This is a genomic window from Parajatrophihabitans canadensis (genome assembly GCF_053764775.1).
This window is the reverse complement of the sequence record NZ_CM132445.1, coordinates 2,376,505-2,399,547: the sequence shown is the minus strand read 5'-3', so window position 1 is coordinate 2,399,547 and position 23,043 is coordinate 2,376,505. Positions and strand designations below refer to the sequence as shown.

The 23,043-nt window shown below is 61.9% G+C and carries 24 protein-coding genes; 10 read left to right on the top strand and 14 right to left on the bottom strand.

Annotated features, from left to right (window positions below):
• Positions 1–2 precede the first annotated feature (2 nt).
• A complete protein-coding gene (locus tag ACSMXN_RS11695) occupies positions 3–509 on the top strand; it encodes a hypothetical protein (protein ID WP_022912425.1) in 507 nt (168 codons plus the stop codon).
• The gene (locus ACSMXN_RS11690) at positions 506–1,051 is read left to right on the top strand and encodes a ferritin-like domain-containing protein (RefSeq protein ID WP_022912424.1); all 546 of its coding nucleotides are present in this window, start codon (positions 506–508) and stop codon (positions 1,049–1,051) included. Before ACSMXN_RS11695 ends, ACSMXN_RS11690 begins: the two co-directional genes overlap by 4 nt.
• A 27-nt stretch (positions 1,052–1,078) precedes the next feature.
• On the opposite strand, the gene ACSMXN_RS11685 is transcribed toward ACSMXN_RS11690, so the two are convergent.
• The 7 genes from ACSMXN_RS11685 to dxr form a co-directional block, all read right to left on the bottom strand.
• Entirely contained in the window at positions 1,079–1,756 is a 678-nt protein-coding gene (locus ACSMXN_RS11685; protein ID WP_022912423.1) for an HAD-IA family hydrolase, read from the bottom strand.
• Positions 1,757–1,813: 57 nt separating this feature from the next.
• Positions 1,814–2,689, bottom strand: coding sequence for a DUF4081 domain-containing GNAT family N-acetyltransferase (locus ACSMXN_RS11680; protein ID WP_022912422.1), 876 nt, complete (start codon positions 2,687–2,689; stop codon positions 1,814–1,816).
• A 24-nt stretch (positions 2,690–2,713) separates the two neighbouring features.
• On the bottom strand, positions 2,714–3,949 hold the full coding sequence (locus ACSMXN_RS11675) for a GNAT family N-acetyltransferase (RefSeq protein WP_022912421.1): 1,236 nt from the start codon (positions 3,947–3,949) through the stop codon (positions 2,714–2,716).
• Positions 3,950–4,027: 78 nt separating this feature from the next.
• A complete protein-coding gene (ispG, locus tag ACSMXN_RS11670) occupies positions 4,028–5,188 on the bottom strand; it encodes a flavodoxin-dependent (E)-4-hydroxy-3-methylbut-2-enyl-diphosphate synthase (RefSeq protein WP_022912420.1) in 1,161 nt (386 codons plus the stop codon).
• Between the two features lie 46 nt (positions 5,189–5,234).
• Positions 5,235–5,612 carry an FKBP-type peptidyl-prolyl cis-trans isomerase gene (locus ACSMXN_RS11665; protein ID WP_022912419.1) on the bottom strand — a complete coding sequence of 126 codons (378 nt, stop codon included), beginning with the start codon at positions 5,610–5,612 and terminating at the stop codon, positions 5,235–5,237.
• Between the two features lie 39 nt (positions 5,613–5,651).
• Entirely contained in the window at positions 5,652–6,944 is a 1,293-nt protein-coding gene (locus ACSMXN_RS11660) for a site-2 protease family protein (protein ID WP_022912418.1), read from the bottom strand.
• A gap of 110 nt (positions 6,945–7,054) precedes the next feature.
• A complete protein-coding gene (gene dxr / locus ACSMXN_RS11655) occupies positions 7,055–8,266 on the bottom strand; it encodes a 1-deoxy-D-xylulose-5-phosphate reductoisomerase (protein WP_022912417.1) in 1,212 nt (403 codons plus the stop codon).
• 150 nt (positions 8,267–8,416) lie between these two features.
• On the opposite strand from dxr, the gene ACSMXN_RS11650 reads away from it, so the two are divergent.
• Positions 8,417–8,680, top strand: coding sequence for a DUF2631 domain-containing protein (locus ACSMXN_RS11650; protein WP_022912416.1), 264 nt, complete (start codon positions 8,417–8,419; stop codon positions 8,678–8,680).
• Positions 8,681–8,684: 4 nt separating this feature from the next.
• Here the strand turns inward: ACSMXN_RS11650 and ACSMXN_RS11645 are convergent, their stop codons facing one another.
• Together ACSMXN_RS11645 and speB are read right to left on the bottom strand one after the other, a co-directional pair.
• Positions 8,685–9,905 (bottom strand): saccharopine dehydrogenase C-terminal domain-containing protein, encoded by a 1,221-nt coding sequence (locus ACSMXN_RS11645; protein ID WP_022912415.1) that lies wholly within the window; start codon positions 9,903–9,905, stop codon positions 8,685–8,687.
• A 143-nt stretch (positions 9,906–10,048) separates the two neighbouring features.
• On the bottom strand, positions 10,049–11,062 hold the full coding sequence (gene speB, locus ACSMXN_RS11640) for an agmatinase (protein WP_022912414.1): 1,014 nt from the start codon (positions 11,060–11,062) through the stop codon (positions 10,049–10,051).
• A gap of 113 nt (positions 11,063–11,175) precedes the next feature.
• Between speB and ACSMXN_RS11635 the strand changes: the two genes are divergently transcribed.
• The 3 genes from ACSMXN_RS11635 to ACSMXN_RS11625 all read left to right on the top strand — a co-directional run bounded on the left by ACSMXN_RS11635 (position 11,176) and on the right by ACSMXN_RS11625 (position 14,192).
• Entirely contained in the window at positions 11,176–11,637 is a 462-nt protein-coding gene (locus tag ACSMXN_RS11635; RefSeq protein ID WP_022912413.1) for an Lrp/AsnC family transcriptional regulator, read from the top strand.
• Entirely contained in the window at positions 11,634–13,037 is a 1,404-nt protein-coding gene (locus ACSMXN_RS11630; RefSeq protein ID WP_022912412.1) for an aspartate aminotransferase family protein, read from the top strand. Before ACSMXN_RS11635 ends, ACSMXN_RS11630 begins: the two co-directional genes overlap by 4 nt.
• 84 nt (positions 13,038–13,121) lie before the next feature.
• Positions 13,122–14,192, top strand: a complete 1,071-nt coding sequence (locus tag ACSMXN_RS11625; RefSeq protein WP_455407753.1) for an NAD(P)/FAD-dependent oxidoreductase — start codon at positions 13,122–13,124, stop codon at positions 14,190–14,192.
• Between the two features lie 37 nt (positions 14,193–14,229).
• On the opposite strand, the gene ACSMXN_RS11620 is transcribed toward ACSMXN_RS11625, so the two are convergent.
• The gene (locus tag ACSMXN_RS11620; protein ID WP_022912410.1) at positions 14,230–14,733 is read right to left on the bottom strand and encodes an Lrp/AsnC family transcriptional regulator; all 504 of its coding nucleotides are present in this window, start codon (positions 14,731–14,733) and stop codon (positions 14,230–14,232) included.
• A 231-nt stretch (positions 14,734–14,964) separates the two neighbouring features.
• Here ACSMXN_RS11620 and ald point away from each other — a divergent pair, with 231 nt between their 5' ends.
• Together ald and ACSMXN_RS11610 are read left to right on the top strand one after the other, a co-directional pair.
• Positions 14,965–16,080: an alanine dehydrogenase gene (gene ald, locus ACSMXN_RS11615; protein ID WP_022912409.1), complete on the top strand. Its 1,116-nt coding sequence runs from the start codon at positions 14,965–14,967 to the stop codon at positions 16,078–16,080.
• A gap of 70 nt (positions 16,081–16,150) precedes the next feature.
• On the top strand, positions 16,151–17,566 hold the full coding sequence (locus ACSMXN_RS11610; protein WP_027139221.1) for an NAD(P)/FAD-dependent oxidoreductase: 1,416 nt from the start codon (positions 16,151–16,153) through the stop codon (positions 17,564–17,566).
• 26 nt (positions 17,567–17,592) lie between these two features.
• Here ACSMXN_RS11610 and ACSMXN_RS11605 read toward each other — a convergent pair whose 3' ends face one another.
• The gene (locus ACSMXN_RS11605; protein ID WP_022912407.1) at positions 17,593–18,825 is read right to left on the bottom strand and encodes a benzoate/H(+) symporter BenE family transporter; all 1,233 of its coding nucleotides are present in this window, start codon (positions 18,823–18,825) and stop codon (positions 17,593–17,595) included.
• 18 nt (positions 18,826–18,843) lie between these two features.
• Here ACSMXN_RS11605 and ACSMXN_RS11600 point away from each other — a divergent pair, with 18 nt between their 5' ends.
• Entirely contained in the window at positions 18,844–19,476 is a 633-nt protein-coding gene (locus ACSMXN_RS11600) for an XRE family transcriptional regulator (RefSeq protein WP_081649027.1), read from the top strand.
• A 39-nt stretch (positions 19,477–19,515) separates the two neighbouring features.
• On the top strand, positions 19,516–20,172 hold the full coding sequence (locus ACSMXN_RS11595) for a pyridoxamine 5'-phosphate oxidase family protein (protein ID WP_022912405.1): 657 nt from the start codon (positions 19,516–19,518) through the stop codon (positions 20,170–20,172).
• Positions 20,173–20,206: 34 nt separating this feature from the next.
• On the opposite strand, the gene rlmN is transcribed toward ACSMXN_RS11595, so the two are convergent.
• The 3 genes from rlmN to frr are packed head-to-tail and all read right to left on the bottom strand — an operon-like array spanning position 20,207 to position 23,021.
• Complete coding sequence (gene rlmN / locus ACSMXN_RS11590) at positions 20,207–21,304, bottom strand: 23S rRNA (adenine(2503)-C(2))-methyltransferase RlmN (RefSeq protein ID WP_022912404.1); 1,098 nt, start codon at positions 21,302–21,304, stop codon at positions 20,207–20,209.
• Between the two features lie 59 nt (positions 21,305–21,363).
• Positions 21,364–22,464 (bottom strand): phosphatidate cytidylyltransferase, encoded by a 1,101-nt coding sequence (locus ACSMXN_RS11585; protein WP_022912403.1) that lies wholly within the window; start codon positions 22,462–22,464, stop codon positions 21,364–21,366.
• Complete coding sequence (gene frr / locus ACSMXN_RS11580; RefSeq protein ID WP_027139218.1) at positions 22,464–23,021, bottom strand: ribosome recycling factor; 558 nt, start codon at positions 23,019–23,021, stop codon at positions 22,464–22,466. The genes ACSMXN_RS11585 and frr overlap by 1 nt, the downstream gene beginning before the upstream one ends.
• Between the last annotated feature and the right edge of the window lie 22 nt (positions 23,022–23,043).

Genomic DNA, 23,043 nt, shown 5'->3' with positions numbered 1-23,043 from the left:
CCATGGTTGAGATCTCGCGCCGAACGCTCTTCGGACGATCGGCTCTCTTGGTCGCTGCCGCGGGCGGTGTTGCGTTGGGCGTGACGAAGACGGTGCACCACAAAGTCGCGATCCCGCCACCTCCACCGCCGGCCGTGCTGACATCCTTGCTCGGGACTCAGACCCGGCTCTTGGCCAGCTATGACGCGGCGATGGCGGCCGCTGGTCAGACTCCGGTACCGCTCGCGCCGCTGCGGGCCGATGTCGCGGCACACGGTGATGCGTTGCGGGGCGTCTTGCAGAACTATCCCGGCTGGCGTCTGAACCCCACCGAACCGATTGCCAGCCCCACCGCTGCACCAGCTGCGCCAACCATTGCCGGGCTGGCGTCGATGTCCGGATCGGCGGCTGCAGCCTTTTCAGCGGCTTGCCTCGGCTGGCCTCATACCGAGGTCAATGCCGGGCAAACTGTCGGCTTGCTAGGCAGCATTTCAGCGTGCCTCAGCACGCACCGTGAGGTTCTGGCGTGAGCAGTCCGAGCAGTGCGCCCACGTCAGAGCAAGATCAGGTGACCTCGGCCTTGCAGGACATCTTGATGGCCGAGAACGCCGCAGTCTTTGGATACTCGGTGATCGGTGTGCATCTAGGGACGGCCGAGCAGATAGAGCGGGCGCGTTCATCGCAAGCAGCTCACCGCGTCGCCCGCGACAGAGTGATGGCCGCGCTCGTGGCGCGTGGGTCTGTGCCGGCTCCCCCGCAGCCTTCTTACCAACCTCCTGAACGCATCGACAGCGCCCTGAGTGCTCAGCGCTGGGCCGTTGCGCTCGAGGAGCAATGCGCGCTTGCCTACCGATATCTGCTGGTGTCCGCCTCAGGAGCTCCTGCGGCTGATGCCCCCAACGCTGGGCCGACCACAAACTCCAGTTCAGCGGCGCCCGATGGTGCCAATTCAGAGCTCAACACGCTGCGATCCCAAGGCTTGCAAGGTCTGACATCATCTGCCGGCGAAGCCGTGTTCTGGCGCCGATTCACAACCCCTGCCACTCCCACGGTGGCATTCCCAGGCACCTGACATTCGCTGCGTGCTGCTGCAATGCCTTCAGATCCAAGCGTCCACAACCTTCAGCAAATCTGACAGATCGTCGATGACCGCGTCAGGCTGGCCTTCCACTCCAGTTGTTTGCCAAGGCGGAATCTGGCTGTGTGGGATATGAACTGCGCGCATGCCCGCACGCTTGGCACCAAAGATGTCATCGAAGAGCCGGTCGCCGACGAACACCGCCGCCGCCGGGTCAGCGACGCCGACGGCTTGCATCGCGGCACGAAACGCTCGCTCGTCGGGCTTGGTCCATGGTATTTCTGACGAATACACCGCACCGTCTATGTAGGCGTGCACGGCGTCGCGCGCAAAGATCCGCTCGTGCTCATCACGAGGCCAGATCGTGTTCGAGAGAATTCCAATCTTGAGCCCGCGCTCGCGGAGCCCCTGGAATAGCGGCTCAACAGCGGGATCGGTGACCGTGTGCTCATCCCACCAGTCGTAGTAACTCCGACGCTGAGCGTCGGTAAGTGACAGTGCTGCAGCCTGCAGAATGTGGTCCAAGGTGGCGCTGCGATGCTCATCTCGGCTGAGTGTCCAGATAGCTTCCTCAGCTGCCAACAGGGCGCGCGTCTTGCTCTCGTCGGCGGTCACGGCGAACCAGCATGCGAAGGGGTCGATGGTGTGCCAGGGCGTCAACGTTCCGCCCCAGTCGAAGATAACTGCCTGCAGTGCCATGGATGATGGATACCAGATCGCACCGACACCTGCGACGGCAACAGCGGCGAACGGACGTCAGAACAGGACAGTGCTCAGCGTGCCGATTTCTACCATTCCCAATCGGTCGTACATGTTGCGCGCCGTCACATTGAAGTCGTTTACGTACAGGCTGACCGTCGGAGCTCGATCCAATGCCAGGCGAAGCACAGCCGCCATCGCCGCCGTCCCCAAACCTCTGCCTCTGAGATCCGGACGGACCCAGACTCCTTGCACTTGCGCGGTTCCGCATGACAGCGCGCCGATCTCAGCTTTGAACTCGACCTGACCACGGTCGTCGAAACGGGCAAAAGCACGGCCAGTCCCGATCACTTCAGCTACGCGAGCCCGATAGCTCGCTCCGCCATCGCGGCCCATCGGTGAGATCTCAAGTTCTTCGGTGAACATCGCGATGGCAGCAGGCATGAACCGCTCGATCTCCGACGGGCGCACAACCCGGACAGTCGGATCGAATTCAGCGTCGGCCGGTCGGTCGATTACGAGCAGAGGCTGTGACGCACGGACGGCTCGGGCCGGGCCCCACCGGCGGGACAGTACTGGCCAGATGGCTTGGACCGACGATGCCGGTCCGACAATCGAGGAACAGCCGCGCCCACTCCGCGAAAGTTGATCGGCAAGGGTCTCCAGTGCGGAGCGGTCATCACCCACTGGAATCAGATTGCCACCGTGGAACAGGGCCGCGCGCAGATAATGTACGGCGGCTGCGGCGTCGATCTCGGTACCTGAATCAAGTCCCCAGATGAATCCGCCCAGGCGTCGAGCGTCCAATCCGGGCGAGTATTCGATCCGAGAATCCAACACGCAGTTCGTGATCCGGTCCTGATGGACTAGCCGACGCAGCTCAGGGCCGTCCGAACCTGTCAACACCCGCGGTCGGGTCTGCAACGCGGTCACAAATGTGCACGCTACCGCGCCGAGTCAGAAATCCGTGCCGTGAACCGGTACGCGATCAGCCAGGAATGCCAGATCCAGTCGGCGCAACAGGGCGGCATCACTCACCTCGACGCGGCCTGCGGCAGCTAATTCTCCAAGGCGCATTCCGCCGAGATAAGCGGAGCCCAAGGCGTCGACAGTGATCCTGAGGTCGGCAAGCCGGTCAGTGTGCACGCATTCCGCACCGTCGGGCCCACCCTTCAATGCATAGCGTCCAGCGGTTGCACCAACGGCGCCCGTCTCGTCGACGACCTCCAGGACGGCGTCAATTTCGAGCTGGAAGGTTCGCGCAGAGAGCATGGACTCGATGTCCAACGGCCGCACCCAGATGCCGTCGTTCAGCACCGTTGTGCGCAGCTGACGAGGATTGTCCAGCAGGTGCGGTAGCGGATCATCGAGGGCGATCTTGCGGCTCTCAATCGTGCCAACCAGATCGAGACCGAGCAACACCTGCCACAACGCCCGATGCGCCTCGGCCGTCATCCAGACGTAGTCGGTGACAACGCAAACGTGTTGGGGGCGTCCGTCTGCCCAATTGGGCTCGATCCGATAGGCCACAAAACCATCAGCATGAACAACGTATTGAACGGCACTGCTTCCGTTACGGTTCGTCTCGCGATCGATGAAACTGCGCTCCCACCAGGAGGGACTGCGACTCAACGCGCCGGGTACTGTGCGCCGCCATCGATCGTGGATCGGCGGCAGGATCGACCGTGCTTGCTCAGGCGTCGCAGACGAGACTGGTCCGCAGGAGTTGGCATGCGAGGACTCAGGCGAATTCAGCACCGCGAGCTGCCGGTCGATTACGGTTTTGCGCACCCTGGTCGCCGGTCCGAATCCGAAACGGCGGTAGATCCCACCCTCGCTTGCCGTGAGGATCGTCATCATCTCGCCGCGATCGGCGAAGTCGCCGAGTTGACGCTCCATCAAGGCTCGTAAAATTCCTCGGCGGCGGTGCACCGGGCTGACTGACACCCACGTAACCCCCGGCACACCAACCGAAGTTCCAGCCGCCCCGGGGAGCGTGAGGTCGAAGTGGTAATCGCCGGTGACGCCGACTATCCGGTCTGCTTCGGTGGCGACGTAGAACCTGCTCGGATCAACCGCGATCAGGGCGTCAGCGACATCTTGCTCGGAGTACGTGAAGCCGAAGGCGGCGCCGTCCAATAGGGCTATTTGTGGAAAGTCTGCATCGACGGCAGGTCGAATCAAGATGTCCATAGCCGCCCACCCTCGCCCCAAACTGCCGGCGCCACAAACGATTTTCGCGTGATCAACGGTCAGGGACCGCTGACGTGTTCAGCTGACGGCGACCGTCGGTGGCCCGGAGGCCGCACCGTCGGCTTGCATCTGCTCGGCCAAACGCAGGGCCTCCTCGATCAGGGTCTCCACAATCTGGGACTCCGGAACAGTTTTGATGACCTCGCCCTTGACGAATATCTGGCCCTTGCCGTTGCCACTGGCAACGCCCAAATCGGCCTCACGGGCTTCCCCCGGACCGTTGACGACGCACCCCATCACCGCTACTCGCAACGGAACCTCGACGCCGTCCAGCCCTGCGCTCACCTTCTCCGCCAACGTGTAGACATCGACCTGTGCGCGCCCGCAGGAAGGACACGAAACAATCTCGAGCCGCCGCTGACGAAGGTTCAGAGATTCCAAAATCTGAAGCCCGACCTTGACTTCTTCTACCGGGGGTGCAGACAGCGACACCCTGATCGTGTCACCGATGCCTTTCGACAACAGCGCGCCAAAGGCGACACCGGACTTGATCGTTCCCTGGAAGGCGGGCCCCGCTTCGGTGACACCAAGGTGCAACGGGTAATCGCATTGCTCGGCCAGCAACTCATAGGCACGAACCATCACGACTGGATCATTGTGCTTCACAGAGATCTTGAAATCGCGAAAGCCGTGTTCCTCGAACAGGGATGCCTCCCACATGGCTGATTCCACCAAGGCTTCTGGCGTGGCTTTGCCATATTTCTCGAACAATCGCTTGTCAAGCGAGCCTGCGTTCACGCCGATTCGCAAGGAGGTGCCGGTGGCAGCGGCCGCGCGCGCGATCTCACCCACCTTGTCGTCGAAAGCGCGGATGTTGCCAGGGTTGACTCTCACCGCGGCACAGCCAGCGTCTATCGCGGCGAATACATACTTCGGTTGAAAGTGGATATCGGCAATCACCGGGATTTGAGACTTCTTCGCGATCGCCGCAAGCGCGTCAGCATCGTCCTGACTCGGGCAGGCCACACGCACGATGTCGCAGCCGGCGGCTGTGAGTTCAGCAATTTGCTGGAGCGTGGCGTTGACATCGGAGGTAAGTGTCGTCGTCATCGACTGCACCGAGATCGGCGCGTCGCCGCCGACCGCGACCGAACCCACCTTGATCTGGCGAGACTTGCGGCGCGGCGCCAAGACAGGGGGCGGCGCGGTCGGCATACCCAGCGAAATCGATGTACTCATCTCAAATTCCTCTATCCCTGTTTGCGCTCGGTGGATGAACGATCAGTTAGCGCAGGTCGAGAAGGTCGACGACGAAGATCAGCGTCTCGCCGCCCTTGATCGCGCCACCGGCCCCACGATCGCCGTAACCCAAGTGCGGCGGGATGATCAGTTCTCGTCTACCGCCGATCTTCATACCCTGAACGCCCTGATCCCAACCTGCGATCACACGGCCTTCGCCAAGTCCGAAGGTAAAGGGCGCACCCCGGTTGTAGCTCGCGTCGAACTCCTCGCCTGTGGAGTGTGCGACCCCGACGTAGTGCACGACTGCCTGCTGACCCGCCTGCGCAGTCGCGCCGTCACCCTCGATCAGATCGCGGATCTGAAGCTCACCCGTGGGCGCTGCGCTCGGGAATTCAACCTCAGGTTTGGATGGGACGGTCACAGGATCTCCTCTTCATAGAACGTTGGTCGTCATACAACGCTAGTTCGTCAACGAGATTGGTTTAACAATATCCGCATACATCACAAGGACCGAAAACACGATGAGCACGCTCGCGACGACATACATGACCGGAACCAGCTGCGCGACGTCGACGAAGATCGCCCGCGGCCGACGTCGCAATCTGGCAAATCCACGCCGGATCGACTCGACGATCGCGCCTGCCACATGACCGCCGTCCAGCGGAAGCAACGGCAACAGATTGAAGAAGAACAGCAATAGATTGACGCCGGCGAGCAGGCTCAACAGCGTCGAAATCTTGTCGAGCAGGCTGATGCCCTGAGCATCTGCGATCTGACCGCCGATCCGGCCCAAGCCAACAACGCCGACCGCACCCTGCTGGTCTCGTGGCTTGTTTTCAAAGACTGTCCCGACCAAGCTGCTGATCTTGCTCGGAAACTGCTTCAAAGCGTCAATGCTGAGCCCGAGTTGCTGCCAAACGACACGTCCCAAGGCGGCGGGGCCGAGTTGCTGGTATGCCTCGGTAGTCCCGATGCCGATGAATCCGGCCTGTTTCGTCTTCGTGCCGGTGTCGTTCGCGTACTTGGTCGTCTGCACTGGCGTGAGCGTCAACGGCACATTCTTGCCGTCACGGAGCACGGTCATAGTGATCGGCTTGCCGGCCGAAGCCTCGATGATCTTCACCGAGTCCGACCACTCTTTGATCTCGACCCCATTGATTGCAGTGATCTTGTCGCCGGGCAGCAGCACACCATTGGCGGGTGCCTTCACAAAGTCAGCACTGTTCTCGGCAGGACAGTCGGTCACCGTGGAGGTGACGGGCACCACGCACTTGCTGACCTCGGCGACGGTGTTCGTCGGGCCCTTGACCCCGATGAGCCCATAGAGCAGCACGGTGATGAACAAAAAGATGAGCAAATTCATCGTCGGACCGCCGAGCATGATGATCATCTTCTTGCCGGGTGTCACCCGGTAGAACTGACGATGTTCCTCGCCCGGCTCGACCTCAGATCGGCTGGTAGCGCGAAACTCCTCGACTAGATCGGCCATGCGGCGTGGCCATCTGCTCCGGCGACCGTCGGCGCGCGGCGGCACCATGCCGATCATCCGAATGTAACCGCCCATCGGAATCGCCTTCAGGCCGTATTCGGTGTCACCGCGTTTGCGCGCCCAGATAGTCGGACCGAATCCAACCATGTACTGAGTCACCTTGACGCCGAACTTCTTGGCCGGGAGCATGTGCCCGACCTCGTGCAGCGCGATGGACGCCAAGAGCCCGAGCGCGAAGGCGATCACACCAAGGGCGTACAGCACGCGGCGATCCTTTCCGATAACACGTAGCGTGGCTCAGCCGCGAGGGCGCTGGAACCAGTCGTAAAACTGTCCGAAATGACTTCCTACCATTGTGCCCCGACCGCAGCCTCTTAACGACTTTCTGACATCGAAAGCTCAGCTGCTACCCGAGACCGCGCCCACAACTCGGAGTGTTCAACATCGGCGATGTCGCGAGGGTTCCCGGCTGCGGCATGTTCTGTGCTCAGCCACAGCTCGAGGACGCGCCTGGTGATGTCGACGATATCGAGGAAGGCGCAGCGCCCAGTGTGGAAGGCCGCAACAAGCTCTTCGTTGGCGGCATTGAAGACTGCCGGCGCACTACCTCCGGCGATACCCGCGGTTCTCGCCACATCGATCGCCGGGAACGACTCGTTGTCCACCGGCTCGAAGGTCCAGCTGTGCGCCTTCGTCCAATCCATGCCCGGGGCAGCGTCGGCGACACGGTGTGGCCAGCCGAGCGCAAGCGCAATCGGCATCCTCATATCGGGAGGGCTCGCTTGGGCCAAGGTCGAGCCGTCAATGAACTCGACCATGGAATGAACCATTGATTGGGGGTGCACAACGACATCCACCCGGTCGTAGGCCACGTCGAAAAGTAGCGCCGCCTCGATCAGCTCCAGGCCCTTGTTGACCAGAGTCGCAGAGTTGGTCGTCACCAAGGGGCCCATGGTCCACGTCGGGTGCGCCAACGCCTGTTGGGGGGTGACGTGCAGCAACTGATCCCTGCTGTGACCCCGGAAGGGACCACCGCTGGCCGTCAAGACCAAGCGCCGCACCTCGGCGGCCGTCCCACCGCGCAGGGCTTGGGCCAGAGCCGAGTGCTCAGAATCAACTGGGACCAGCTGTCCTGGGGCTGCGGCGTCCAAAACAAGCGGGCCGCCGGCAATGAGTGATTCCTTATTGGCAAGCGCAACCGTGCGGCCGGCCTTCAAAGCCGCCAGCGTCGCCCGCAAGCCCTGGGCGCCGGCGACCCCGTTGAGCACCACCTCACAATCCAGAGCGGCCAGCTGTTCGGTGGCCTGCGGTCCCGCCAGTACTTGGGGCAGCGGTTCACCGGCCGGCCAGGCGGCCGCCAACCGTTCGCGAAGTTCGAGTTCTGCGGAGAGAGCGCTCACCGCGACATAAGGCACTCGCCAAGACACGGCCTGCTCGACGAGCAGACTCAGGTTCGTTCCACCGGCGCAGATACCGGCCACCGAGAAGGCGTCGGCGGCGTTGCCGATGACATCAAGAGCCTGAGTACCAATCGAACCGGTCGAGCCAAGCAGAACAACGCGGCGAATTTCGGCGGGGCGGGTCACCTGGTCATTGTGGCCGATGTCAGAATGAGAGGGCGCCCGACACCTCAAGTACATCGAGGTCGACTCGCGTCCAGTCGGTTAGTTTCGAGCAGATCAAGTCCCAACAGATCAAGTCCCAACAGATCAACAGGTATCGGGAGTGAGTGTCACATGGCAGCCGAACACGGAAACCAGCTGACGGACGGCTCCGACGCTCACGCTGAGCATGAACGTCCGGAAGACTGGGGCTGGCACCACGAGTTCAGCACCGGCCGACAGATCATGGGCTGGTTCTCAGTGATCGTGCTTGGGCTCTATCTGACTACCACCCACTACAACCTCGCTGGCGCTCTGGGCATCGTGCTGACGATGCTCGTCCTCGCCGGCGGCCTGATCTGGGATCGTCAGCGCCGCAAGACACAGTGGCGCAACTAGTCTGCTATTCGACTTCTTTGATCCCCCACGCAGAGCCGTAGCCGTCTTTCGAGTCGGCCAGCAGGTCCAGAAATGGAACGGCGTCGAACGCCTCTGGGCCGAGCACGCCCGCACCGGTCCAGATTCCGGTAGCAATAAGTTCACAGGCAACGATGGGATTCACCGCGGTCTGCCACACCACTGCCTGTGACTGGTACTCCGCCATCGACCAATCGTTGTCCACCACGTGATAGAGATACGTAGAACGTGGCTGACCGTCCTTGCCCAACCCGCGTACCCAGACTCCGGCGCAAGTCTTACCGCTCATCTTGTCGCCGAGTTCAGCTGGATTGGGTAGTGCCGCAGCCACCACATCCCTCGGACTCACCGACGCATCGCCGACCTGCAGCTTTGTTGTCGAGTCCAGTCCAAGCTTGTGCAAGGTCTTGAGGACCTCTATGAACTCGTCACCCAGGCCGTATTTGAAGGTGACGCGCTTGGTGTCGATCCAGCGCGGCATCAGGATTACCTCTTCATGCTCGACGTTGACGCACTCGACCCTTCCGATGCCCTCTGGAAAGTCGAACACCTCAGCCTCGCTGAACGGCTCGGTCGTGTACCAGCCCCGATCTTTCTCCCAGATGACGGGTGGATTGAGGCATTCTTCGATCGTCGTCCAAATCGAGAAGGACGGCGCGAAATCGTAGCCGCGGACGGTCAGGTTCGCGCCGTCGCGCACGCCCAACTCCTCGATCTCACTGAACAGGTGATCTGCGGCGTACCGCGCGAAGACATCGGCCAGGCCTGGTTCGACCCCGGCACCGACGAGCGCGATCTTGCCAGAGGCTTCCCATTGCTCGGACAAGGCAAACTGCTCATCCCCCAACTTCACGCCGACCTTCGCGAAGGGATCTGTCGGGTGAGGTTTCGACAAGGACATTGCCATGTCCATGTAGTGGACATTGCTGGCGAGCGCAGCTTCGAAGATTGGCATAGTAAATCGTGGGTCGGTTGCACCAAGCACGAGGTCGATGCCATGACTCTCGATCAGCAGCTGAACAGCCTGCTGATCGGAAGCGTCGACCTGGGCTGCGAGAAACCGTTCGTCGGCGGTGTCGCGAACAGCCTTCTCGGCCCGTGCCGGGTCAAAATCAGCGACGAGGACCGATTCGAAAACCTTGCGTCGGGCGGCAATCTTGGCGGCCGCCGAACCAACTCCACCGGCTCCGAGAATGAGCAGCTTCACGAGATCGATCTCCCATCGTAGTTTCTGGCTACGAAAACTTTGCAACGCATTGAAGCACCGATACTGCGGATTCAGGATGAGGCTTTGCCCAGGATGCTGCAGTCTGTGGTTCTCAGTACTCGGTACCCGGTCGAGTGCAGCCGTTATCGTCCGTCGAGTAACGGCTGTCGAGGATCCCACCTCGTACCGTCAGCGGCGTCTTTACGGCGGCGGGCGATGCCGCTGAGTACCTCCAGAACCACCCGGTTGGCGAGAAAGCTCGTGATCTCTGCGTGATCATAGGGCGGTGATACCTCCACGAGGTCGACTCCGACGATCGGCAGTTCGTACGCGATGCGCCGAACTGAATCGAGTAATTGTCGCGCCGTGAGGCCACCTGGCTCCGGCGTGCCGGTTCCCGGAGCATGGCCGGGATCGCAAACGTCTATGTCGACCGACAGAAAAACGCCGTCACAATCGTCAGTTGCGATCTCAAAGGCCTCAGACAGACATTCATCGAGACCCCGGGCGGTTATCTCGGTCATCTCGAAGGAGCGCATGCGCTGATCGGCCATCCAACTGAGAATCTCCGGTGGTGGCCAGTACCCACGCAGACCTAGCTGTAGAAATCGATCACCGCGCAGCGCGCCCGACTCGATGAGGCGACGCATCGGTTGGCCGTGGCCTACGAGCGAGCCAAAGGTTATGTCGCCGGTGTCGGCATGGGCGTCGAAATGAATCATCGAGATCCGACCCTGACCCAGGTGCTGCGCCACACCGGCAGCATCAGGCCAAGCGATCGTATGGTCGCCACCCAGAATCAACGGAATTGCGCCCGTTGCCGTGACGGTATAGACGGCTCGCTGCAGGTCGTGCACAGAACGTTCGGCATCGCCGGAATACATCTCCACGTCACCGGCGTCGAAGACCTTGAGGTCCTGCAAGGCGTCCACCCGCATGGCCAGTGATGGCCTGCTGCCATCGTGTGGGAGATAGCAGGTCTGGCGGATATATTGCGGCCCGAACCTCGTACCGGGCCGATGCGAGGTTCCGCCGTCAAAGGGAGCACCAAGAATGACGACGTCAGCGCCGGCATACGACCCAGCGTCCGCCCAATCGCAACGTTGCACTCCGAGAAAGGTGATATCAGGGCCGAACTGCGGGCCATAGCGTGACATGTCGTCAGTTCTACCAGCCGCGGGACGTCCCACTCATGCTGATTCAGTGGATTCTCGTCCAAATATCTACGGATTCGCTTGCAATTCAGCCCTTAATCACGCATTATTCGTAGGTGGCTGATTCGAAGGGCCGGCCCGATGGCATCTCGAAGGCAATCATCGAGCAATTGCAGCAGGACGGGCGACGCCCATACGCCTCGATCGGCAAGGCGGTCGGCCTTTCGGAGGCAGCTGTGCGTCAGAGAGTGCAAAAACTCGTCGACTCGGGAACGGTCCAGATCGTGGCAGTGACTGATCCGCGACAGATTGGCTTTGACCGTCAGGTCATGGTCGGCATCAATGTCGAGGGCGACCTGGACGAGGCCGCGAATCTGTTGGTTGACATACCCGAGGTCGTCTACGTCGTCCTGACCGCCGGCTCCTTCGACATCCTTATCGAGGCGGTCGTCATCGACGACGACCATCTGTTGGAGTTGATAAATGACCGGATCCGCAAGTTACCTGGAGTCCGGCGCACCGAAACGTTCGTGTACCTGAAGCTGAAGAAGCAGACCTACAACTGGGGTATCGCATGACACCAAACGCAAACACCGACCAGCTCTTCGGCGAGCACAATGCCGATGCGCTTTCGAATTCAGCACGTGACCACTTGTGGATGCACTTCACGCGCCTGTCAACCTATGAAACCTCACCGGTTCCGATCATCGTCCGCGGCGAAGGCTCATACATCTATGACATCCACGGCCGTCGCTACCTCGATGGGCTGTCCGGCCTGTTCACCGTCCAGGTTGGCCACGGGCGGCGCGAGTTAGCCGAGGCGGCAGCCAAGCAGGCTAGCGAGTTGGCTTACTTTCCGCTGTGGTCTTATGCACATCCGCAGGCGATCCAGCTCGCTGAACGACTCGCGGATGCCGCGCCTGGCGATCTGAACCGCATATTCTTCACGACTGGCGGCGGTGAAGCAGTAGAGACCGCGTGGAAACTTGCCAAGCAATATTTCAAGCTCACCGGAAAGCCTGAGAAGTACAAGGTAATTTCGCGCTACGTCGCCTATCACGGCACGCCCCAGGGTGCCCTGTCGATCACAGGTATCCCCGCTGCAAAAACGATGTTCGAGCCGCTGGTGCCTGGCGCACACAAGGTACCCAACACCAATATCTATCGGGCTCCGGTACATGGTGATGACCCGGTTGCCTTCGGGCGGTGGGCCGCCGACCAGATCGAGGCCGCCATCGTGATGGAGGGCCCGGAATCTGTCGCGGCCGTGTTCTTAGAACCCGTGCAAAATTCTGGAGGGTGTTTTCCTCCGCCGCCCGGCTACTTCCAGCGAGTTCGCGAAATCTGCGACGAGTACGACGTCCTGCTCGTGTCGGATGAGACCATTTGTGCTTTCGGACGACTCGGTCCCACCTTTGCGTGCGAAAAGTTTGACTACGTGCCGGACATGATCATCTGCGCCAAAGGAATGACGTCGGGGTATTCGCCCATCGGCGCCTGTGTGATTTCGGATCGTCTCGCCGAGCCATTCCTCAAAGGCACGACCTACTTCCCGCACGGTTACACCTTCGGCGGACATCCAGTGTCGTCGGCCGTCGCCATGGCAAATCTGGATCTCTTCGAGAAGGAGCGCCTGAACCAGCGCGTTCTGGATAACGAAGGCGCCTTCCGAAACACGCTTGAGAAGTTGCACGATCTCGAAATCGTAGGAGACATCCGTGGCGACGGCTACTTCTACGGCATCGAACTCGTCAAGAACAAGATCACAAAGGAGACCTTCGACGACGACGAATCCGAACGCTTGCTGCGGGGGTTCCTGTCCAAGGCGCTCTTCGACGCCGGTCTCTACTGCCGTGCCGACGATCGCGGCGATCCGGTCATTCAGCTGGCGCCCCCATTGACCTGCGGACAGGCGGAGTTTGACGAGATCGAGCAGATCCTTCGTGGTGTCCTGCTCGAAGGCGCGAACAAGATCTAGCGAGCGTATTGGGGGGATCATCCGTGTAGCGCCCAGCACGCGCGGGCGGTGCGGGCGCTACACGGATGGCGTTAGGGTATGCAGGTGAACCGCAATCCGCAGGTTCTCGTCGTGGGAGCGGGTATTGCCGGGGCAGCGTGTGCGCGCTTCCTGGCCGAGCGCGGAATTGGTGTGTGTCTACTCGAACGTGCTAGTTCGCCCGGCGGACGGATGGCCTCACCGCTGACTCGCGGCCGACGCGTCGACATCGGCGCCTCTTACTTCACCGTGTCCGACGATGGCTTCGCTTCGGTCGTCCGCCGCTGGCAATCGTCTGGACTCGTTCGGGAATGGACGGCCAGCTTTGATGTGGACCCGCCTCGTGAATCGGAGCGGGCAGTCGCGGCACCGCTCGAGCCGGGACCCGTACGTTGGGCCGCCACCCACGGACTGCAATCACTCGTCAAAGATCTGATCCAGCAGACCGACAACCTCGAAGTACGCCTGTCGGGCTATGTTGATTCCGTCGACTGGCGCGAGAGCACGTTCACTTGTGCGGGTCTGATGAGTCGCAACGTCGTGCTGGCAATGCCCGATCCGCAGGCGCGGCAGCTGCTGTCGCAGTCTTCAGCCCTGCAATCTGAGCGCGCACGTCTCGACATCGCCTTCGAATCGACTATTGCCGTCAGCCTTGGCTGGGCTAAGAGGCAGTGGGGCTTCAGCGATGGTGTATTCGTCAATGAAAGCAGCGATATCTCATTTGTAGCCGACGATGGCGCTCGGCGCGGTGATGCTGCCCCGGTCTTGGTGGTACACACCACGGCAGCGCTGGCACAGAAATGCCAGCACGATCCACGTGAGGCAATAAAGCCGGTTTTGGCCACGCTGCGCGAACGATTCGGCATCGTCGACCCGCCCGACTGGGCGGCGACGCATCGCTGGTCGGTAGCCAAGCCGTCGCGCGCTCACCCAGAGCCCTTTGGTTGGTTCCCAATTGTCGCGGACGGAGACGGCGGGAGGCGAGCGGACGACGGAGGTCCACCAGACGGCCGGGGCAATGGCGCGATATTAGGAGTCGCCGGAGATGCGTGGTGCCCGCAGGGTGCCCCGCGCGTCGAGAGCGCCTGGTTGTCAGGCACAGCATTGGGTGAACACCTCGCCGCACAGTGGAAGTGATTCCGACTGCTGCCAAAAGGCCTCTGGCGCGGGCCGCTCAATACGGTGCGCCGGCCCGAATGTGCTCGAAAATCAAGTTCGTTTCGGTCAAAGCGACGTCTGGATTACCACTGAGGTTGACGACCACGAAGTCCCGGAGGTTTTCAGTCCCACGAGCGGCGACGTGAACGAGAAAATCGTCCGCGCCCGCAAGAAAGAACACGTTGAGCACCTCTGGCAGCGCAGACACGCTCGCAGCAAATTCCTGCATGTGGCTACGGGCATCGGCCTGCAGCCGCACGGCGATCATCGCCTGAATACCTCGGCCAACCGCGGCCGGATCGATATCCGCGTGGAAGCCCCGGATCACTCCCCGTTCTCGGAGGGAGCGGACCCGCCCCAGGCAGGTCGAAGGGGCCACGCCAACAGCATTCGCCAGAGCGTTGTTGGGTAGTCGTGCGTCTTCGGCGAGGCGCTCAAGAATCGCCCGATCAACTGCATCGAGAGAAGGAGTCTGCTCCCTGCTAGTCGCCTTACTAGTTGCGCTGCTAGTTGCGTTCACTGTCGGCTCGGTGGGAGCCCGCCCAGCTGGCCGCAGTCTGTTCGGTGAAAGGCCTTCTTTTCGGGATTGATCCGCACTTCTGGTTGCCACATCCCCATATTGACAGAATATTGTTCATCTCACTAGCGAGAGACTCCCCGATAGTTCATTCTCATTGTCAATCAGCGACAGGTGGCCGCGAGAACGCGCCCAGTGTTGAATTGAATTGACCAGTAACGATGGAGGCGCTTCATGAAGGTCGGGATCCCCCGCGAGATCAAGAACCACGAGTACCGGGTCGCAATCACGCCAGCGGGCGTCAACGAACTCGTTCGCAATGGTCACGAGGTCTTCATCGAGACAGACGCCGGCGTCGGGTCCGCTCTGCCCAACGAAGACTATGTCGCAGCTGGCGCGAAGATACTCGAGACAGCGGATGACATCTGGCAGACCGCCGACCTGATTCTTAAGGTGAAGGAGCCGATCGCCGAAGAGTACGGTCGCATGCGCTCGGACCAGACACTGTTCACCTATCTCCATCTCGCTGCTGACAAGGCATGCACCGATGCCTTGCTCAGGGCCGGAACCACCGGCATCGCCTACGAGACCGTCCAACTTCCGGACAACTCGTTGCCGTTGCTTGCGCCGATGTCCGAGGTGGCAGGTCGGCTCGCACCGCAGGTTGGTTCGTATCACCTCATGCGACAGGGCGGTGGCCGCGGTGTGCTGATGGGCGGCGTACCCGGCGTCTACGCAGCCAAGGTCGTTGTGATCGGTGCGGGCGTGTCTGGACAGAACGCGGCGGCGATCGCGCTCGGCATGCAGGCAGAAGTACTGCTGCTCGATCGCAACGTCGCCCGATTGCGACAGATGGACGCCATCTACCAAGGGCACTGTCAGACCATCGCTTCGAACGCCTACGAAGTCGAGAAGGCCGTACTGGACGCAGATCTCGTGATCGGCGCCGTACTCGTACCGGGCGCCAAGGCGCCAAAAATTATCAGCAATGAGCTGGTCTCGCGAATGAAACCAGGTTCGGTCCTCGTCGACATTTCGATCGATCAGGGTGGCTGTTTCGAAGATTCACGACCGACGACGCACGCCGAACCCACCTACCAGGTTCACAATTCAATTTTCTATTGCGTTGCAAACATGCCCGGCGCGGTGCCTCACACCTCGACCTACGCCCTGACCAACGTCACCCTGCCCTATGCCGTCGAACTTGCGAATCGGGGTTGGAAGGATGCCCTGCGCGCCGACCACGCGCTCGCCCTGGGCCTGAACACCTACGCCGGTGAACTCACCAACAAGCCGGTAGCCGAAGCCCATGGGTACACGAGCCGCACACTGGCTGAGGTGCTCGCGTAGGCACGACCTGCGGAAGGTCTAGCGCGCTGGCCGGAAGGGCAATCCCACTGCGCCGAAGGGCGGAACCAGTATCGATACATACCAAGCGCTCTCGCTCTGGCACGAGACTGCCTGGGACTCTCCGAATCCGGCCGTCTGGGACTCTCCGAGTCCGAGACCTGCGTTCGGCTTGTCGCAAACGGATCCGCACCGCGGAGTAGACGTGGCGATAGTCGGTGCTGGTTACACAGGTCTGTGGACGGCTTACTACCTAAAACAGGCCGCGCCGGACTTGCGCATTGCTGTCGTCGAGGCCGAGGTCGCGGGCTTCGGTGCATCAGGTCGTAACGGCGGTTGGTGCTCCGCGCTGTTTCCGACTTCTCTAACGGCGCTTGCCCGAGAATATGGAGAAGATGCGGCGATTCGTCAATACCGGGCCATGCAGCAGACAGTCACCGAGGTCGGAAGAGTCATCGAGTCGGACGGGCTGAGAGCCGATTGGCGACAAGGCGGAACGATAACCCTCGCCCGCAGTGCGGCTCAGTTGGATCGAGCACGCCAGGAGATCGAAGAGGCGAGGGCGTTCGGCTTCTCATCGGCTGATCTCACGCTGCTCGACGAGTCCGAAACGCGTCAGCGCCTCAACGCTCAATCGACGGTCGGGGGCGTCTACACACCGCACTGCGCAGCGATCCATCCCGCGAAGTTGGTACGGAGCCTGGCGGCCAGGGTCGAGGCGCTCGGCGTGCGGATCTTTGAGCAGACTTTCGCGGAGTCCATTCGTCCTGGGCGCGTGATCACCGCCGGCGGAACCCTTCGAGCCGATTTCATCGTGCGGGCAACCGAGGGTTTTACGCCGCGATTGCGCGGCCACAAGCGCACTGTCGTTCCGGTGTACTCGCTGATGCTCGCGACCGAGCCGCTCTCGGCGAGGGTGTGGGACGAAATCGGCCTCGCCCATCGCGAGACATTCACCGATCTTCGGCACCTGATCATCTACGGCCAGCGAACCGCCGACGACAGGCTGGTGTTCGGGGGTCGCGGCGCCCCGTATCACTTCGGCTCGGCAATCTCACCGAGCTACGACCGGGTGCCAGCTGTGTTCGATGCCCTGCGCAGCGGCCTCACCGAACTGCTACCGATCACCTCCACGGCGCGCATCACACATAGATGGGGCGGCCCGCTTGGCATCGCACGGGACTGGCAGGCCTCCGTGGGTTTGGACAGATCAACCGGCCTCGCCTGGGCCGGCGGCTACGTCGGTGATGGGGTCTCGACGACGAACCTGGCCGGCCGAACGTTGGCCGACCTGATTCTCGGAAACGAGACTGCCTTGACGGCGCTGCCTTGGGTGAACCATCAATCGCCACTGTGGGAACCCGAGCCTCTTCGTTGGCTAGGGGCAAACGCAGGCCTATCCGCGATGACGTGGGCCGACAGAGCGGAAAGCCGCTATGGGCGTTCGTCGCGGGTCGCAAATGCGGTCAACCGGGTGCTCGGTCGCTGAGGTTGCTGGCCGGTCGAGACGATCACCTATTGCCTCTGACCGACGGTTGATGACTTGCTTTCGGCCAGCTCGAGATTGATGCGAGCTCGACGGGGAAACGACAAGCTTTGCGTCGCCAGCATGACCAAGCCTGCCGCGAGGCCCCAAAGCGCCGATCCGATGCCGCCGATACTTACGCCCGAGGCCGTCACCAGAAACGTCACGACTGCCGCATCGCGGCAGCCCTGGCCTTGCCCGTCCAACACTTGCTGAGTCGCGGCCGCCAGCGAGGCGCCGAGCGTCCCCAACAGCGCCAGACCCGCCACCGTCTCTACGAGTCCGGCGGGAGCCACGGCCACCAATGCCGACAGAATCGCCGCGCCGAAGCCAAAGGTCAGATAGCAAAAGCCGGCGAACGCCGAGGCGACCCATCGCCGGTCTCGATCGGGGTGAGCATCAGGACCGGCGCACAACGCAGCGCTGATCGCTGCAAGATTGACGACGTGGCCGCCCAGCGTCGCGCCTACGACGGTTCCGATGCCGGTTTCGAGCAAGACACCCCGCACCGGCACCGGGTAGCCGAAACCATCCAGCACCGCGATTCCAGGAACGTTCTGCGAAGCCATGGTAACGATGAACAGCGACAGACCCAGAGTCACCGCTTGGACCGACAGATGCGGCGCAGTAAAGGTCAAGCTCGCGACGATGGAATGGTCACCGAGCCGGGAATCCCCTGCCCGCGCAACGATCTCGGTGAGCGCTACGAGCATCGCCGCGGGTACCGCCCATCGGCGGGCGAGTCGGAACAGGATCAGCCAGGTCAGCACGATCGGTAGGGCAAGGCCCGGTTGATGCCGCACTGTGGTTACCGGAACAAGACACAACTCCAGCAAGACGCCGGCAAGCAGTGCATTTGCGATCGGCTTCGGAATTGCCAGAATTAGTCCCCGTAGCGGGGCGATCAGTCCCGTGAGGATGATGGCGCACCCGCGGACCAGAAACGCGCAAACGGCCGTACCGAAACCACCGTCGGGCATGCCAGTTGCCAACAGCAGTGCGGCCCCGGGAGTGGACCACGCGATGCTAACGGGGATATGAGTTCTGACTCCGGCCCAGATTGCCAGGATCCCCATGATCACGCAGACCGTGAATAAGCCAGACGCGGCCTGGCGTTCAGAAGCGCCGACGGCCCGCAGGCCGGCCAGGACAATAGTGAAGGAGCTTGTGAACCCGACCAGCGCAGTGATCGCGCCTGCCACAAGTGGCTGGGTCCGTTCCATATGTGGAACGATACCGTCATGTCCCCGTCGCAAGGCAAGCCATCTAGCGTACGAGTTGATGCAGGCGCGCCTCGGGACGCTCCCGGCTCAGACGACATCGAAGAGCTTGCCTTGGCCATCGGTCGGCGAATCACCGGATTGCGGAGCACGCGGGGATGGTCACTGTCGACGTTGGCAAATCGAGCAAAGCTTGGAAAGGCCACGCTCTCCGAAATAGAGGCCGGCCGCAGGAATCCGACATTGGAGACCCTCTATGCGATCGCCGGCCAGCTCGACACTCCCCTGGCATACCTGCTGACGGAAGACGGCGCATCTACGCCGCCACCTGCACGACTGAGCGGAGACGCAGTCACAGCCCGGCTCATCGATGTGTTCGCCGACGACGATGCCACTACCGAGATATACCAACTTACGGTTCGACCGGGACGTACCCAGGTCTCGCCCGGGCATGGCGCGGGTGTGATTGAGCACCTGATTGTCAGTTCTGGGATTCTGGTGGCCGGTCCGTTGGCCGCACCCATTCGACTGCAAGCCGGCGAACACGGTCAGTGGGAATCATCCGCCGAACACAGCTACTGCGCAGTTGGAGGCGATATCGTCGAGGCAGTTCTCGTTATACGGCACCCGAAGCGTCGCCAGAACAGATTCTGAATCGACGTAAGTCGACTGTTACCCACCTATGATGCGCAGATGAGTAGAAGCACGCCAACGAGAACGCTGCAGAAGTTTCCCGGCGAAGATTCCTCCGCCCTGCAAGCACTAATCGCGGAGATGCCGATCGCTCACGTTGCCTTTGTCATCGATCATCAGCCATACGTCCTGCCGATAGCGGTTGCCATCGAAGCCGGTCCGAACCCGAGCGAGCCGCCCACTATCCTGTTACACGGTTCGAGTGGATCCCGGTGGTTACGTTCCGTTGCAGACGGCCGCCAGGTATCAGTCGGCGTGACAGCCCTAGATGGCTTGGTGGTGGCACGATCTGCCTTCGAATCATCGATGCACTACCGCAGCGCGGTCTTGTTCGGCACCTGCTCGCCAGTGCCTGCTACCGAACAACTGAGTGCGCTGGACACGCTCACCGACGCGCTGATTCCCGGTCGGGTCAGCGAAGTCCGACGACCACACCGGAAGGAGATCGCTGCGACGCTGGTGCTGAAAATGACCGTCGAAGATTGGTCCTTCAAAGTCTCTGACGCCTGGCCGGAAGACCCGCCCGAGGACGTCGCAACGGATACCTGGGCCGGCGTGCTGCCTCGTACGGCAAAGTATGGGCGAGCAGAGCCCGCGCCAGATCTCGCCGAGCACGTACAGCTGCCGCCGTCCGTCAGCAGGATCCTCAATCGCTGAGCCGTCCGAGTGACCTCGGGCGGAGCTCGGCGAATCAGCCTTTAGCGGCAAGCTGCCCGCAGGCTCCGTCGATCTCCCGGCCGCGGGTATCTCGCACTGTGATGGACACACCGAATGACGCGACGCGCCGAACGAACTCCTCTTCGACCGGCTTCGGTGACGCATCCCATTTCGAACCTGGTGTCGGGTTCAGCGGTATGAGATTCACGTGCGCCAAGCGCCCGGACAGCAACTCGCCCAGCAGATCCGCCCGCCATCCCTGGTCATTGATGTTGCGGATCATGGCGTATTCGATCGAGTAGCGCCTGCCAGTGCGAGCGGCGTAGGCATCTGCCGCCTCGAGCACCTCCCGCACGCTCCAGCGGGTGTTGACCGGGACGAGGGTGTTACGGAGCTCGTCGTCCGGCGCGTGAAGCGAGACGGCGAGGGTGACGTTGAGACCCTCGTCGGCAAGCCGATTGATCGCCGGCACCAATCCGACTGTCGACACCGTGATGTGTCGCTGGGACAAGCCCAGGCCTGCCGGCGCGGGTTCGACCATGCGATGCAGAGCAGCGGCCACCCTTTTGTAGTTTGCGAGCGGCTCGCCCATACCCATGAAGACCACGTTCGACAGCCGGACCACTCCGCCGGACAACTCGCCAGCGGCCGCCACACGTGCGGCCGCTGCGACCTGTTCGACGATCTCCGCGGTGGACAAGTTGCGGCTGAGGCCGCCTTGCCCGGTGGCGCAGAACGGACACGCCATGCCACAGCCGGCTTGGCTGGAAACGCAGACGGTCAAGCGGTCCTTGTAACGCATCAAGACGCTCTCAACGAGCGTGCCGTCGTGGAGCTTCCACAGAGTTTTGCGAGTCGTGCCGCTGTCGGTTTCGACGTGGCGCACCTCGGTGAGAAGTGGTGGGAGCAACGCTTGACCTAGTCGGCTTCGGACGCCCGCTGGAAGGTCTGTCATGGTGTCCGGGTCATTCTCGAGGCGGCCAAAATAGTGCCGGGACAGTTGATCGGCACGGAATGGCTTCTCGCCAAGCTCAGCTACGGCCTCGCGTCTTTCCGACTGCGACAGATCAGCAAGGTGGCGTGGCGGCAGGCCACGGCGCGGGGCATCGAAGACGAGCGGTAGGGAGGTCATATCACCTCCCATTGTCCCACGATAAATGCCCGCTGCTCGCCGCCGCCGGATCGCAGGCCCTACCGCAAAAACGCGACGAGGAGCAGATAGGCGATCGGCGCGCAGGGCAGAAGCGAGTCCAACCGGTCCATGATGCCGCCGTGCCCCGGCAAGAGTTTGCCCATGTCCTTGAGGCCGAGGTCGCGCTTGATCATCGATTCGCCGAGATCACCCAGGGTCGCGGTCACCGCGATCACGACGCCGAAAGCCACTCCCTTCCACCAGTCCTGGTGGAAGCAGAACACCATCATCAGAACGCCGCATGCTGAACTGGCGAGAATGGACCCGCCGAAGCCCTCCCAAGACTTCTTGGGCGACACCATCGGCGCCATCGGATGTTTACCGATGAGGACACCGGCAACATAACCCCCGGTGTCAGAACATACGACCGCCAGAATGAAGATTACGATCCGTGCGGCGCCGTCGTCAGGATGGGCAAGCAGCGCGGCAAAACCCGCCAGGAACGGAACATACAGCGACACCAGGGTCGCCGAAGCCACATCCGCGAAGTAGCCCGAAGCACCGTCGGCCAGGCGCCAGATCAGTATGCCCAACACGGTGAGGAGCAGCGCTCCCACCAAGCCATCAGGGCCGCGGAACCAGGCGATGGCCTCCATCGCGACACCGCCGACCAAGAGCGGCAGCAGCGGCGGGCGGGCCTCGACGGTCGAAATGGCAGTAACCATCTCGTAGACGCCGAGTGCGGCGGCGATCCCGACGACAATCACAAAACTCGGTCTATACAGGAAGAGCGTCAGCAGTATCAGCGCACCCAGTGCCGCTCCAACGGCGATAGCCGCGGGCAAGTTGCGGCCTGCTCGTGATTTCTTGTCCTCCGCAATCGCAGCGGTCGACTCCACAGCCATCGGTACAGGCGAATCGACGACGGCCAAATGCCGCCGTACGGATGGCTCCTCCGCCGCCGCGGCTTCACGCTCAACGATGGCCTCGGCCTGTTCGGCTGCGCGCCGCGCTGACCGATTCGGCTGATCCGCGAACGGCGGGTTGTCAGCCCGGGCACGAGCTATCAGTTCGGCAGCTGAGAGCCCGGTACCGCTGGCGCCGCCATGTCGCCCGACGGATTCGTTGTCCGCCGGATCGTCGGAATTACGGCGAGCCATCAGACTTCGAGCAGCTCGGCTTCTTTTACGCGAACGGACTCGTCGACCTGCGCTACATACCGATCGGTGAGTTTTTGCAATTCAGCTTCCGCTCGGCGAGCGTCGTCCTCTCCTACCTCGCCGTCCTTCGTGAGTTTGTTGAACGTCTCATTTGCGTGGCGTCGGACCGATCGGATCGACACCTTCGCGTCCTCGCCGCGGCTCTTGGCCACCTTGACGAATTCGCGTCGACGCTCCTCGGTCAACTGCGGAAACAGCACCCGAATGATGTTGCCGTCATTAGTTGGGTTGACACCGAGGTCGCTGTCACGGATCGCTCTCTCGAGTGCGCCCAACTGCCCCGCGTCGTACGGCTTGATTACAGCCATCCGGGCTTCGGGGATGCTGACCGATGCGACTTGTGCCAGCGGAGTCATCGCACCGTAGTAATCGATCGCTATCCGGTTGAAGGCGCTCGCTGACGCCCGTCCGGTGCGCAATCCCCCAAGGTCGTTATGCAAAACGCTAACGGCCTTCTCCATCTTCTCCTCGGCCTCGAAGAGGGTCTCGTCGATCACGTCCATCTCCTTGCATTTCGGG

What these genes read in the sequence shown, in the direction of transcription:
- ACSMXN_RS11695 (WP_022912425.1), top strand. Translation starts at nt 3, where the DNA reads ATGGTTGAGATCTCGCGCCGAACGCTCTTCGGACGATCGGCTCTCTTG.
- ACSMXN_RS11685 (WP_022912423.1), bottom strand. Translation starts at nt 1,756, where the DNA reads ATGGCACTGCAGGCAGTTATCTTCGACTGGGGCGGAACGTTGACGCCC.
- ACSMXN_RS11675 (WP_022912421.1), bottom strand. Translation starts at nt 3,949, where the DNA reads ATGGACATCTTGATTCGACCTGCCGTCGATGCAGACTTTCCACAAATA.
- ispG (WP_022912420.1), bottom strand. Translation starts at nt 5,188, where the DNA reads ATGAGTACATCGATTTCGCTGGGTATGCCGACCGCGCCGCCCCCTGTC.
- ACSMXN_RS11650 (WP_022912416.1), top strand. Translation starts at nt 8,417, where the DNA reads ATGGCAGCCGAACACGGAAACCAGCTGACGGACGGCTCCGACGCTCAC.
- speB (WP_022912414.1), bottom strand. Translation starts at nt 11,062, where the DNA reads ATGTCACGCTATGGCCCGCAGTTCGGCCCTGATATCACCTTTCTCGGA.
- ACSMXN_RS11630 (WP_022912412.1), top strand. Translation starts at nt 11,634, where the DNA reads ATGACACCAAACGCAAACACCGACCAGCTCTTCGGCGAGCACAATGCC.
- ald (WP_022912409.1), top strand. Translation starts at nt 14,965, where the DNA reads ATGAAGGTCGGGATCCCCCGCGAGATCAAGAACCACGAGTACCGGGTC.
- ACSMXN_RS11605 (WP_022912407.1), bottom strand. Translation starts at nt 18,825, where the DNA reads ATGGAACGGACCCAGCCACTTGTGGCAGGCGCGATCACTGCGCTGGTC.
- ACSMXN_RS11600 (WP_081649027.1), top strand. Translation starts at nt 18,844, where the DNA reads ATGTCCCCGTCGCAAGGCAAGCCATCTAGCGTACGAGTTGATGCAGGC.
- ACSMXN_RS11595 (WP_022912405.1), top strand. Translation starts at nt 19,516, where the DNA reads ATGAGTAGAAGCACGCCAACGAGAACGCTGCAGAAGTTTCCCGGCGAA.
- rlmN (WP_022912404.1), bottom strand. Translation starts at nt 21,304, where the DNA reads ATGACCTCCCTACCGCTCGTCTTCGATGCCCCGCGCCGTGGCCTGCCG.
- ACSMXN_RS11585 (WP_022912403.1), bottom strand. Translation starts at nt 22,464, where the DNA reads ATGGCTCGCCGTAATTCCGACGATCCGGCGGACAACGAATCCGTCGGG.